13 protein-coding genes are annotated in these 11,863 nt (G+C 71.1%); 4 read left to right on the top strand and 9 right to left on the bottom strand.

The features are described 5' to 3' along the window. Window positions 1–15: 15 nt before the first annotated feature. Window positions 16–711, bottom strand: a complete 696-nt coding sequence (locus DXK32_RS32075; RefSeq protein WP_162801126.1) for a hypothetical protein — start codon at window positions 709–711, stop codon at window positions 16–18. A gap of 369 nt (window positions 712–1,080) precedes the next feature. On the opposite strand from DXK32_RS32075, the gene DXK32_RS09650 reads away from it, so the two are divergent. After that, window positions 1,081–2,526, top strand: a complete 1,446-nt coding sequence (locus DXK32_RS09650) for a PLP-dependent aminotransferase family protein (protein ID WP_114858312.1) — start codon at window positions 1,081–1,083, stop codon at window positions 2,524–2,526. Between the two features lie 16 nt (window positions 2,527–2,542). Here DXK32_RS09650 and DXK32_RS09645 read toward each other — a convergent pair whose 3' ends face one another. Both DXK32_RS09645 and DXK32_RS09640 read right to left on the bottom strand, forming a co-directional pair. Beyond that, window positions 2,543–2,992 (bottom strand): carboxymuconolactone decarboxylase family protein, encoded by a 450-nt coding sequence (locus tag DXK32_RS09645; protein ID WP_114858311.1) that lies wholly within the window; start codon window positions 2,990–2,992, stop codon window positions 2,543–2,545. 126 nt (window positions 2,993–3,118) lie between these two features. Beyond that, window positions 3,119–3,718, bottom strand: a complete 600-nt coding sequence (locus DXK32_RS09640) for a TetR/AcrR family transcriptional regulator (protein ID WP_247877076.1) — start codon at window positions 3,716–3,718, stop codon at window positions 3,119–3,121. Window positions 3,719–3,791: 73 nt separating this feature from the next. On the opposite strand from DXK32_RS09640, the gene bdcA reads away from it, so the two are divergent. After that, window positions 3,792–4,505, top strand: coding sequence for an SDR family oxidoreductase (gene bdcA, locus DXK32_RS09635; RefSeq protein WP_114858309.1), 714 nt, complete (start codon window positions 3,792–3,794; stop codon window positions 4,503–4,505). A gap of 11 nt (window positions 4,506–4,516) precedes the next feature. On the opposite strand, the gene bluB is transcribed toward bdcA, so the two are convergent. Genes bluB through cobA form a run of 3 tightly spaced genes read right to left on the bottom strand, consistent with a single transcriptional unit; the run spans window position 4,517 to window position 7,333 of the window. Next, window positions 4,517–5,176 carry a 5,6-dimethylbenzimidazole synthase gene (bluB, locus tag DXK32_RS09630; protein WP_114858308.1) on the bottom strand — a complete coding sequence of 220 codons (660 nt, stop codon included), beginning with the start codon at window positions 5,174–5,176 and terminating at the stop codon, window positions 4,517–4,519. Next, entirely contained in the window at window positions 5,173–6,534 is a 1,362-nt protein-coding gene (locus DXK32_RS09625) for a cobyrinate a,c-diamide synthase (RefSeq protein WP_247877075.1), read from the bottom strand. Before DXK32_RS09625 ends, bluB begins: the two co-directional genes overlap by 4 nt. Then, window positions 6,527–7,333: a uroporphyrinogen-III C-methyltransferase gene (gene cobA, locus DXK32_RS09620; RefSeq protein ID WP_114858306.1), complete on the bottom strand. Its 807-nt coding sequence runs from the start codon at window positions 7,331–7,333 to the stop codon at window positions 6,527–6,529. The genes DXK32_RS09625 and cobA overlap by 8 nt, the downstream gene beginning before the upstream one ends. On the opposite strand from cobA, the gene DXK32_RS09615 reads away from it, so the two are divergent. Continuing rightward, the gene (locus DXK32_RS09615) at window positions 7,332–8,483 is read left to right on the top strand and encodes a cobalt-precorrin-5B (C(1))-methyltransferase (protein ID WP_247877074.1); all 1,152 of its coding nucleotides are present in this window, start codon (window positions 7,332–7,334) and stop codon (window positions 8,481–8,483) included. The two genes, cobA and DXK32_RS09615, sit on opposite strands and share 2 nt — an antisense overlap. A 185-nt stretch (window positions 8,484–8,668) precedes the next feature. On the opposite strand, the gene cobM is transcribed toward DXK32_RS09615, so the two are convergent. Genes cobM through cbiE form a run of 3 tightly spaced genes read right to left on the bottom strand, consistent with a single transcriptional unit; the run spans window position 8,669 to window position 11,072 of the window. Further along, entirely contained in the window at window positions 8,669–9,430 is a 762-nt protein-coding gene (gene cobM / locus DXK32_RS09605; RefSeq protein ID WP_114858305.1) for a precorrin-4 C(11)-methyltransferase, read from the bottom strand. Beyond that, window positions 9,427–9,837, bottom strand: a complete 411-nt coding sequence (locus tag DXK32_RS09600) for a cobalamin biosynthesis protein (protein WP_114858304.1) — start codon at window positions 9,835–9,837, stop codon at window positions 9,427–9,429. The genes cobM and DXK32_RS09600 overlap by 4 nt, the downstream gene beginning before the upstream one ends. Further along, complete coding sequence (gene cbiE, locus DXK32_RS09595; protein WP_247877073.1) at window positions 9,834–11,072, bottom strand: precorrin-6y C5,15-methyltransferase (decarboxylating) subunit CbiE; 1,239 nt, start codon at window positions 11,070–11,072, stop codon at window positions 9,834–9,836. Before cbiE ends, DXK32_RS09600 begins: the two co-directional genes overlap by 4 nt. 23 nt (window positions 11,073–11,095) lie before the next feature. Between cbiE and DXK32_RS09590 the strand changes: the two genes are divergently transcribed. Then, complete coding sequence (locus tag DXK32_RS09590; RefSeq protein WP_114858302.1) at window positions 11,096–11,830, top strand: cobalt-precorrin-6A reductase; 735 nt, start codon at window positions 11,096–11,098, stop codon at window positions 11,828–11,830. Window positions 11,831–11,863: the final 33 nt, after the last annotated feature.

The following is an 11,863-nucleotide window of genomic DNA, read 5'->3' as shown; positions in this document are numbered from 1 at the left end:
CGGCCGCGGGGCGGATTAGTCGGTGCGGTCCGCGAAGCCGGTGAGCATCTTGTAGGTAATCTCGGTGCTCGTTGCTGAGAGTATTTCAAATCGGGCTCCCTTGAAGCCGATGACTCGACTCTCTGAGAGATCGAATTTCAGATCCTGCGAAAAGGCCGGGCGGTCGAGCTCGCTGGTATGCTCCTTGTATCCGAGATGAATTACCGGCCCAGACTTGCCGGTGTAGACGAGGTAGCGCCGGAAACCAACGCTGTCGAACGCGGCCGCGCGGCTATACCGGATCAAGTTCGGATTGATGTTGATGGCTTCGAGTCCAAATTTTCCCAGAACATCAATTTGGGACGATGATTTTCCCTTAACAAAGCAGACGGGCTGCCCTTCCTGGCAATCGTTATTGAATCCGCCGCAAATAAATCCCTGTCCGCAGTAAGCTTTTTGGCCATTGATGATCTGATCTGCCACATATGGGGTATCTTTTCGGAAGCCGACATACAATGCAGTCATGGCATATTTGAGGTCGTGGCTGAAATAGGCTGCAGGAAAGACTTTAATATTTTCCTGATCAATGATTGTTTCGCCAATTTCGCGAGTGACAGTCTTGCCAATTTGTGGGAAATCCTTGACGGAAACCTCTGGGGCGGCTGGTGTCATAGCAACACAGCCGCTCAATATTAAGAAAAAGGCCACAAAAATCGCGAGTTTCTGACCCATAACTATCTCCACACATGCAGGCGAGGGTGAGCCCCTTGAATATACCACGTTAGGTTTTAGGGTTTTTAAACTTTCCACGAACGGAAGAAGTGGTCAGCTCAGCTGCGACGCCGTTGCTCACAGGGCAACCCTGGCCTATGCGGGTGCTGCACTGCACCTATTCCTGATTGGTAATACCAGTTCGAAAGGGGTGCCCCTATTCTCCGCCAGCCCATTCTCGGGGCGTTTCCTCCCTAGACTCAAGGCCGGAGCGATTGCTCCGGCCTTTTTTTCGTCCGCGATGCGCCGGACGCCGAGGGGCGTACGGCGGGAAATCGGGAAGGCTTGCGGTGGATTGCGGACGGTCAGGGTTGCGCTATCCTGCGGCCCATGCCTCCCCTGCCGCCGCCGGAAACTCTGGACATCGCCCTCAGCCGGACCGCGAAGGTTCCGCTGTCCGCACAAATCCACGCCGCCCTGCGCGATGCCATCCGCGACGGCCGGTTGCCGGGAGGGGCGCGGTTGCCGTCCTGGCGGGATCTGGCCGCTCAACTCGGGGTGTCCCGCGGCACGGTGCGCGAGGCCTATGAGCGGCTGATCGACGAACAGCTTGCGGTCGGCCTGGGCGCCGCGGGGACGCGGGTGGCCGAGGGGGCCATGGCGGGGCCGTCTCGCGACGGGCCGGTCAAGGCTCCGTCGGTCCTGGACCTGTTCTCCAATGTCGAGCGGGCGCCGCTGCCCTTCCAGATGGGTGTGCCGGCGCAGGACGCCTTTCCCTTCACGTTGTGGTCCCGGATCGTCGGGCGGGCGGCGCGGGTTGCGGCGGCGGCCCCGGTCGGCTATCCCGACCCTCGCGGCCATCCGGATCTGCGGCGCGAGATCGCCGCCGTGCTGGCCATCGCCCGCGGCATCCGCTGCACGCCGGAGCAGATTGTCATCACGGCGGGCTATTCCGGCGCGCTGGGCTTGGTCATTCGGGCCTTGCGGCTGGACGGCGCCACCGCCTGGATGGAGGAGCCCGGCTTTCCCCTCACCCGCCGCGCCCTCCAATTCGCCGGCATGACCGTGGTCCCCGTGCCGGCGGACGCCGCCGGGATCGACGTCGCTGCGGGGATCGCGCGGGCGCCGGCGGCGGGTTTGGCCGTGGTGACGCCCGGCCAGCAGGCGCCGCTCGGCGTGACCATGACCTTGCAGCGCCGCCTCGCCCTGCTGGACTGGGCGTCGCGGACCGGGGCGTGGATCGTCGAGGACGACTATCTCAGCGAACTGCAACTGAAGGGCCGGGCCGCTCCGGCGCTGGCCTCCCTCGACCGGGATGGGCGGGTGCTGCACGCCGGCACCTTCAGCAAGACGATCACCCCGGCGCTGCGGCTCGGCTTCCTGATGGTGCCGCCGGGGTTGGCCGGTCTCTTCGGCGAGGCCGCCGCCTGCTTGTCCCCGGCCCCGGCGGCGGCGATGCAGCGGGCGGTCGCCGATTTCATGGCGGGCGGGCATTATTTCCGGCATCTGCGCCGGATGAAGCGGCTCTACGCCGCCCGCCAGCAGGCGCTTCTGGCGGCGCTGCGCGACGCCGTGGGAGTGGGGGAGGCGATGGCGGTGGAGGCTGCGGGAAGTCTGGCGGTCCGCCTGCTGCTGCCGCCCGAAAGCCGTGACATCGCCATCGCCGCGGCGGCGCGGGCGGACGGCCTCGCTCCGGTGCCGCTGTCGCCCTGGTACGCCGACGGTCCGGAGGCTGCCCGCCCTCGGGGGCTGCTGCTGGGAATCACCAACATCCAGGAACGGCGCCTGTCCGACGACTGCCGCCGGTTGGCCGAGCTGGTGCAGCGGCACGGGTGACGCCGCAGGACCGCGCTCAGCGGGCCGCGGTGGGAACCGTGCGGAAGCTGATGGCGAGGCGGTTGTAAAGGTTCATCAGGCCGATGGCGATCGTCAGGTCGGCGACCTCCTTCTCGGAGAACTGGGCGGACACCGCCTGGAACTCCGCGTCCGGGACGGCGGTTTCGGCCACCCGCGTCACCGTCTCCGCCCAGCGCAGCGCGGCGCGCTCGCGGTCGGTGAACAGCGCTTCGGCCTCGTGCCAGACCGGAACCAGAACCAGCTTGTCGATGGTGACGCCGTTCTTCAGAAGATCGCGGCTGTGCAGGTCGATGCAATAGGCGCAGCCGTTGATCTGCGAGACTCGCAGATACACGAGGTCGATCAGCGTGACCGGAAGCCCACACTGGCTGATGTAGCCATGCGGGCCGGCGAGGGCCTTCATGCCGGCGGGGGTGGTGGCGTGGTAGTCGAGACGCGGGGACATGGCGGTTGGTCCTCATGGGGGATGCGGGAGGTTCCCGGCTGCCGCTGATCCTGCCCCGCCCGCCGGTCAGCCGTAAGGGCCAAGACGTGACGGAAATCCTGTACCATCCTCCGCAGGGGGGACCGGTCAGGCGCCCGCCAGCTCCCGGCGGAAGGTGCGGTCCATCATGGCGGCCACCCGCTCCAGCCGTTCCCGGTCCGCGCCGTCGCGGGCGGCGGCCGACATCCCCATCATCGCCACCACCACCAGATCGGCCAGCGCGTCGGCGCGGTCCGGCGCTTCGGTGGCGATGACGTCGCGGACCGCCGCGCAACCCTCGCGTTTGGCCGCGTCGGCCAAAGCCTGCGCTTCCGGGTCGGCGCTGTTGCGCGCCCCGTCGAGCACGAGGCATCCCGCCGTCCCATTCTGGCCGGGATAGAGCGCCGCGGCGAGCGCCAGCGTCCGTCCGATCACCGTCGCCACGTCGCCGCCCTCGGCCAGGGCCCGCGCGAAGATGTTCGCCTCGCCGGCCGCGTAGCGCCGCAGCGCCCGCTCGAACAGCCCGGCCTTGCTGCCGAAGGCGGCGTAGAAGCTCGGCGGCTTGATGCCCAACTCGGCGCCCAGCTCGGCCACGCCGACCGCGTCGTAGCCGCGGGCGTGGAACAGCCGCATCGCCGTCTCCACCGCCTCGTCCACGTCGAAGGAGCGCCGCCGTCCGCGCGGCTCCGATTTTTTTGTAGCGGTCACTATAAAAAATCTTTGCGCGATGCCCTGGGGTGATTTTATATAGCGATCACTACATTAATTCAAGGAACCGATCATGAGCGACTTCGCGGGCAAGAACATCCTGGTGCTGGGCGGCAGCCGGGGCATTGGCAAGGCCATCGTCCAGCGCTTCGCGGCGGGCGGCGGGCAGGTCGCCTTCACCTACGCCGGTTCTGCCGATGCCGCCGCGGCGCTGGCAACAGAGACCGGGGCCGAGGCGATCCGCACCGACAGCGCCGACCGCGACGCGGTGATCGCCACGGTGGCCGGGCGGGGCGCGCTGGACGTGCTGGTGGTCAACGCCGGGGTCGCCATGATCGGCGATCCGCTGACCTTCGACCCCGACGAGGTTGACCGCATGATCGACATCAACGTGCGCGGGCCTTACCACGCCGCGGTCGAGGCGGCGCGTCACATGACCGGTCCGGGGCGCATCATCGTCATCGGGTCGGTCAACGGCGACCGCATGCCCTTCGCGGGCGGCGCCGCCTACGCGCTCACCAAGGCGGCGGTCCAGGGCATGGTGCGCGGACTGGCGCGCGACTTCGGCGATCGCGGGATCACAGTGAACGCCATCCAGCCGGGGCCGACCGACAGCGACATGAACCCGGCCGACGGTCCGATGGCCGCGGCCATGCACGGTTTCATGGCGATCAAGCGCCACGCCCACGCCAGCGAGGTGGCCGAGCTGACCGCCTTCGTGGCCGGCCCGCACGGCGCGATGATCACCGGCTCGTTCCAGACCATCGACGGCGGTTTCGGGGCCTGACGGCCGCGGTTCTACTCTTCCCCGCCCCAGCGGTCGCGGAAGACGAGGTCCTCCAGGGGAAGCCGGCTGCGCCAGCCGGCTTTCTCCAGTTCCGGCGTCTCGTGGAAGTGGGAGACGTAGCCGAGGCAGAGATAGGCGACCGGGACGATCCGCTCCGGGATGCCCAGCGCCGCGCGCAGCCTGTCCTCGTGCAGGATGCTGACCCAGCCGACGCCCAGCCCCTCCGCCCGCGCGGCCAGCCAGAGATTCTGCACCGCGCAGACGCAGGAGTAGAGGTCCATGGTCGGGATGTGCGTCCGCCCCAGCACCACCGGGCCGGAGCGTTCCCGGTCGCAGGTGATGCACAGGTTGACCGGCGCCTCGCGGATGCCTTCCAGCTTCAGGCGGCTGTAGAGCGCCTTGCGCTCCCCGGTGAAGAGGGCGGCGGCCTCCTCGTTGGCCTGGGAGAAGTCGGCGTGCACGCGCGCCTTCACCGCCGGGTCCTGGACGACGATGAAGTTCCAGGGCTGCATGAAGCCGACCGAGGGCGCGTGGTGCGCGGCGGTCAGCACGCGGGTCAGCACCGCGTCGGGCACCGGGTCGGGAGCGAACTGCCCGCGCACGTCGCGGCGCGAGAAGATCGCCTTGTAGAGCGCGTCCCGCTCCTCCGGTGCGAAGGCGTGATCGCTCATGGTGTTTCCCGATCCGGGTCTGCCGCGATGACGTGGAAGAACGAGGCGAAGACGCTGCCGCGCCGCCCGCCGAGCGGCCCGAGGTCCGATCCATCCGCCGCCGTGGCGGTGACCAGCGGCTCGTCCACCCCGCGGTCGAGGATCGAGGCGTAGTGGAACTCGTGCCCACGCAGCGCCGTGCCCGCCCGGCCCAGCGGCGTGTCGCCGAGCAGGACGGCGCGGCGGTAACCGAGATGCAGCTTGCGCTTGGCGAAGGACGTCCGCACCCCGAGCAGCCCGAGCATCGGGTGGGTGGTGCCCGCCGCGTCCTCCAGAGACTCGCCCAGCGTCATGTAGCCGCCGCACTCGCCGTAGACCGGGCGCCCGAGGGCGGCGACGCGGTGCATGCCGTCGCGGAAGCGCCCGGCGGCGGCGAGGCGCCCGGCGTGCAGTTCCGGATAGCCGCCGGGCAGATAGACGGCGTCGGCGTCGTCGGGCGGCGCCTCGTCGGCCAGCGGAGAGAAATGGGTCACCTCGGCGCCCGCGGCACGCCAGCCCTCCAGCAGATGCGGGTAGACGAAGGTGAAGGCGGCGTCGCGCGCGATGGCAATGCGCTGGCCCAGCGGCGGCAGGGCGGGCGCGAAGCTCCCCTCCGGCGCGCGGGAGGGGGCGGCGAGCGCCGCCACCCGGTCGAGATCGACGTGCTGCGCGATGAAGTGGCCGAGCGCCGCCAGACGCTCCTGAAGGTCCGCCGTCTCCTCCGCCTGGATCAGGCCGAGATGGCGTTCGGGCAGGATCACGTCGGGGGTGCGGGGAAGCGAACCGAGGACGGGGATGCCCAGCGCCTCGATGGCGCCGCCGGCCAAGGCGAGGTGGCGCGGGCTGGCGATGTTGTTCAGGATCACCCCGCCGATCCGCACATCGTCGCGGTAGGTGGCGAAGCCCTTGACCAGGGCGGCGGCGGACTGCGACTGGCCCTTGGCGTTGACCACCAGGATCACCGGCCAGCCGGTGCGCGCGGCCAGCTCCGAGGTGGCCCCGGTGCCGGTCGCCCCGACGCCCGCCACCCCGTCGAACAGGCCCATCAGGGCCTCGCAGACCAGCAGGTCGGTGCCCTCCCCGGCGCGGCGGGCCAGCGAGTCCAGCAGGTCCGGCCCCATCGCCCAGTTGTCGAGGTTGACGCTGGGCCGCCCGGTCGCCGCCTGATGGAAGGCCGGGTCGATGTAGTCCGGACCCGCCTTCACCGCCCCGACGCGCAGGCCGCGCGCCTTCAAGGCCACCAGCAGCCCCAGCGTGACGGTGGTCTTGCCGGTGCCCGACGCCGGAGCCCCGACGATCAGCCCGCGCGGCGCGGCCTCGGCCATGGGGGGCTCAGCCATGGGGAAGCTCCTTGGGCAGCCAGTCGAGCACGGGGCGCAGCCGCACCACCTCGCCGATCACGATGATGGCCGGGGGCTCCATCCCGCTGGCCTCCAGATCGGCGACGCAGGCGCCGAGCGAGGTCACCAGCACGCGCTGCCGCTCGGTCGTCGCGTCGGTCACCACGCCGACCGGCGTGTCGGCGGCCCGCCCGCCCTCCATCAGCGCGGCGGCGATGCCGGGCAGGCCCTTCCAGGCCATGTAGAGGATCAGCGGCGCGCCCGTGGCGGCCAGCGCCTTCCAGTCCGGCCCGCCCGCGCAGCTGTGGCCGGTCGCCAGGATCACCGCCTGGTTGGCCGTGCGGTGGGTCGCCGGGATGCCGGCGTAGGCCGGGCCGGCGAGGCCCGCCGTGATGCCGGGGATGATGCGGAAGGGGATGCCCCGCTCGGCCAGCGCCTGCGCCTCTTCCCCGCCGCGCCCGAAGACGAAGGGGTCGCCGCCCTTCAGCCGCAGCACGCGGTGCCCCTCGCGCGCCAGCTCGATCAGGCGGTTGGTGATGTCGTCCTGGTGGGCGGAGGGCTTGCCGCCGCGTTTGCCCGCGAACTCCAGCCTTGCCGAGGGCGTCGCCAGCGCCATGATCCGTTCACCGACCAGCGCGTCGTGGACGATCACGTCGGCTTGCCTTAGACCTTGCAGGGCCAGCAGGGTCAGCAGGCCGGGATCGCCGGGACCGGCCCCCGCCAGCCACACGCTGCCGGGCCGGAAGTCGGCCAGTTCCAGAGGAAGAGAAAGGGAGTCGGGCGACGGCTCTGCGGTCATGGACGAGCACTCAGCGACGGAAAACGGTGTGGACGGCGGAGAGGGGAACGGCGACGGAAGCGGCGACGGCAAGGCGCTGCGGCGGGGCTGGACGACGGGCGCCTGCGCCACCGCCGCCGCGCGGGCGGCCTGCGGGGCGCTGTTCTCCGGCGACTTCCCCGATCCGGTGACGGTAACCCTGCCCGGCGGCCAGACGCCAGCTTTCGCGCTCGCCTGGACGGAGCGCGGCGACGGCTGGGCGTCCGCGGGGGTGGTCAAGGACGCCGGCGACGATCCGGACGTCACCCACGGCGCGCTGATCCGCGCCCGCGTCAGCCGCGCCGAACCGGGCCAGGGCGTGGTCTTCCGCGCGGGGGAGGGGGTGGGCACGGTGACCCGCCCCGGCCTGCCGGTCCCGGTCGGCGAACCGGCCATCAACCCGGTGCCCCGCGCGATGATCCGCCAAGCGGTCGCGGAGGCCGCGGCGCTGGCCGGCGAGGCTCCGGACGTCGTCGTCGAGGTCTCGGTCGAAAACGGGGAGGCTCTGGCCCGCCGCACCATGAACCCACGGCTGGGCATCCTCGGCGGGCTGTCGATCCTGGGGACGACGGGGATCGTCGTGCCCTATTCCTGCGCGGCCTGGATCGCCTCCATCCAGCGCGGCGTCGACGTGGCGCGGGCGGCCGGGCTGGGCCACGTCGCGGCCTGCACCGGCGACACCTCGGAAAAGGCGGTCGTCGCGCGCTACGGCCTGCCGGAGCACGCGCTGCTCGACATGGGCGACTTCGCGGGCGGCACGCTGAAGTACCTGCGCCGCCACCCGATCCCGCGCCTGACCCTGTGCGGCGGCTTCGCCAAGTTCGGCAAGCTGGCGCGCGGCCTGCTCGACCTCCATTCCAAGCGCGGCAGCGTCGATCTCGACTGGCTGGCCGACCGCATGGCCGAACTGGGGGCCGCCCCCGACACCGTGGCCGAGGCCCGCGCCGCCAACACCGCCGCGCAGGTCCTGAGCATTGCCAGCGAGGCCGGCCTGCCGCTGGCCGACCGCGTGGCGGCGCTGGCCCAGCGCACGGCGCTGGACACGCTGGACGGCGCCCCCGTGACGGTCGAGGTGCTGGTCACAGACCGCCAGGGCACCATCGTCGGAACGTCCGGCTGGAGCGCCCCTTAATTCCCTCTCCCCTCTGGGGAGAGGGTTAGGGTGAGGGGGATGTCGGGGGACCGGAACGTTCGGCAATTGCCGGACCCCCTCACCCCGACCATCTCCCCGCTTTCGGCGGACCGAAGGTCCGCCTGTCGCGTCAGCGCAAACGAAGTTTGCGCGTGAGCGGAGGGGAGAGGGAGTGAAAACCTCCCTCACTCCCCCAGCCCCCGGTAGCGGCGCACATGCGACCCGTCGTAGAGCGCGCTGCACCGGAAATCCTCCACCCCCAGCGCCGGGCCGACCAGGATCAGGGCGGTGCGCTCCATCGGCGAGTCCGCCACTTGGGCGGCGATGTCGGCCAGCGTGCCGCGCAGCACCCGCTCCTCCGGCCAACTCGCCCGGTAGACCACCGCGGCCGGGCAGTCCGCGCCGTAGAGCGGGGTCAGCCGCTCCACCACCCGGTCGATGACGTGGATCGACAGGTGGATGGCCAGCGTGGCGCCCGACCGCCCCAGCACCTCCAGAGTCTCGTTCGCCGGCATGGCCGAGGCCCGGCCCTCCGTCCGTGTCAAAATCAGCGTCTGGCTGACCTCGGGCAGGGTCAGCTCCCGCCCCAGCGCGGCCGACGCCGCGGCGAAGGCCGGCACGCCGGGCGTGATGTCGTAGGGGATTCCCAGCTCGCGCAGCGCCCGCGTCTGCTCGCCGAGCGCGCTGTAGACCGACAGGTCGCCGGAATGCAGCCGCGCCACGTCCTGCCCGGCGGCGTGGGCCGCCGTGAACTCGGCGACGATCTGGTCGAGCGTCAGCGGGGCGGTATCGACGATCCGGGCGCCCGGCGGTGCGTGGGCGATGATCTCCCTGGGCACCAGCGACCCCGCATAGAGGCATACCGGGCAGGACGCGATCAGGTCGCGCCCGCGCAGGGTCAGCAGGTCGGGCGCGCCCGGTCCGGCGCCGATGAAATGCACGGTCATGCGGAAACTTCCCTGGAAATCGCCAGCGCGCAGGTGGCGCGCGGGGTGGAGCGGCGCGGCAGCAGAAGGGTGGAGCCCGGCCCGGCGGCGGCCAGCGCCGCGGCCTCGGCGACCGAGGCGACGCCCACCGCGGACTCGACGCGGGCGGAGCGGGTTTGCACCCGGTCCTGAACCGCCATCAACGCTGAATCGTCAACGAACCGCAGCGGCAGGGCGAGCAACCGCGCCGCCTCCGCCACACCGGCCTCGTTCCGTTTGCGCATCGGTGCCGCCAGTTGCACGGCGCGGCGTGCCGCCTCGTCCAGCGCAGCCTCTTCGAAGGCGGCGTGGACCAGCCCGACGATCTCGTCGCCGGGGCAGTCGGCCCGACAGCCGATCCCCGCCGCGATAATCCGACCCGCCGTCACAGCGGCTTCTCCGCCAGCCACAGCGTGACCGGCATCAACGGGCGCCAGCCGGTGAAGCCACCGATGGGGGCGGCGCGGCTGACGGCGATCTGCGACAATTGCCCTCCCAGCCGCTTGTGGGTGGCGATCAGCATCGCCTCGCTTTCCAGCGTCACGGCGTTGGCGACGATCCGCCCGCCGGGCTTCAGCGCGTCCCAACAGGCGTCCAGCACCCCATCATTGGTTAGCCCGCCGCCGATGAACACGGCGTCCGGCGCTGGCAGCCCCTCGAGCGCCTCCGGTGCCTTGCCGCGCACCAGTTCCAGGCCGGGTACGCCGAAGGCGGCGGCATTGGCGGGGATGCGTGCGGCGCGGTCGGGCTTGTGCTCCACGGCGATGGCGCGGTTCGCCGGGTCGCTCAGCATCCATTCGACGCCGATGGAGCCGGAGCCGGCGCCGACGTCCCACAGCAGTTCGCCGCGGCGCGGGGCCAGCCAGGACAGGGTGACGGCGCGGATTTCGCGCTTGGTGATCTGGCCGTCCTGCTCGAACCAGTCGTCGGGCAGGCCCGGCGCGCGGGGCAGGGCGCGGGCGCCGGGCACGGCGCGGCATTCCACCGCCAGCGTGTTCAGGTCAGCCACGCGCTCCACCGACCATTCTTCCGCCGTCGCAACGATGCAGCGCTCACGCGGCCCGCCCATCGATTCCAGGGCGGTCAGGCGCGACGGTCCGAAGCCGCGCGCCGTCAGCAGCGCCGCCAGCTTGGCCGAGGTCGTTCCGTCCCAGGAAAGGATGAGCAGCCGCGCGCCCGGTTGCAGATGCGGAATGACCAGCTCCAACGGGCGGCCATGCACCGTCAGGGTGCCGCAGTCCTGCAACGGCCAGCCCAGGCGGGCGGCGGCGAGGCTGAAGGATGACGGAGCCGGAACGATCGACAGTTCCTCAACCGGAACGAGTTTCGACAGGGTGGCGCCGATGCCGTACCAGGACGGATCGCCGCTTGCCAGCACGCAGACCCGTTGGCCGCGCCGCGCCAGCAGGGCGGGATAGGCGTCCGACAGCGGGGAGGGCCAGGGCAGCCGCTCCTGTCCGCCCGTTTCCGGCACCAGTGCCAGATGGCGGGCGCCGCCGGCCAGAAGCTCGGCGCCTTCGACCAGCGCGCGGGCGGCGGGCGACAGACCGTCCCACCCGTCCTCGCCGATTCCGACGATGCTCAGCCAGCGCCCCGGTCCTGTGCTATTGGCTTCGGTGGTCACGGCGCACCCCAAGGAGGACAAGCATGAAGGCGCTGATTCTGGGCGGCACCACCGAGGCCACGGCGCTGGCCCGCCTGCTGAGCGGGCACCCGCGCATCGACGCGGCGGTGTCGCTGGCCGGGCGCACCAAACAGCCGGTCCTGCCGCCCCTGCCGACCCGCATCGGCGGCTTCGGCGGCGTGGACGGGCTGGCCGCGCATCTCGTGGAGACCGGCATCGGAGCGGTCGTGGATGCCACGCATCCCTTCGCCGACCAGATCTCCGCCAACGCCGCGGCGGCCTGCGCGCGGGTGGGGGTGCCGCTGCTGGTGCTGACCCGCAAGCCGTGGCAGCCGGGCGAGGGCGACCGCTGGATCGGCGTGCCGGACATGGCCGCGGCCGCCGAGGCGCTGCGCCCGCTCGGCGAGAGCGTTTTCCTGACCATCGGCCGGCAGGAGGTCGCGGCCTTCGAGGCGGTGCCGGACAAGCGCTACCTGATCCGCGCTGTCGATCCGCCGGAACCGCCGCCGAACCTGCCGGATTGCCGGCTGATCCTCGACCGCGGCCCCTTCACGCTGGAGGGGGAGGCCGCGTTGCTGGAAAAGCATCGGGTGGATGTCATCGTCAGCAAGAACAGTGGCGGGAGCGCCACGGAAGCGAAGCTGGAGGCGGCGCGCCGCCGGGGGATTCCCGTGGTGATGGTGGAGCGACCGCCCGGCAACGGCGTGGCCGAGGTGCAAGACGCGGCGGCGGCACTCAGGTGGTTGGAGGGGTTGTAGAGTCGGGCCCCCCTCCCGACCTCCCCCCGCTGC

Origin of the sequence: Azospirillum brasilense, assembly GCF_003349955.1 — a bacterium.
Classification (GTDB): domain Bacteria; phylum Pseudomonadota; class Alphaproteobacteria; order Azospirillales; family Azospirillaceae; genus Azospirillum; species Azospirillum brasilense_B.
Note: the sequence above shows the minus strand (reverse complement) of the source record. Positions and strands in the feature narration are given on the sequence as shown.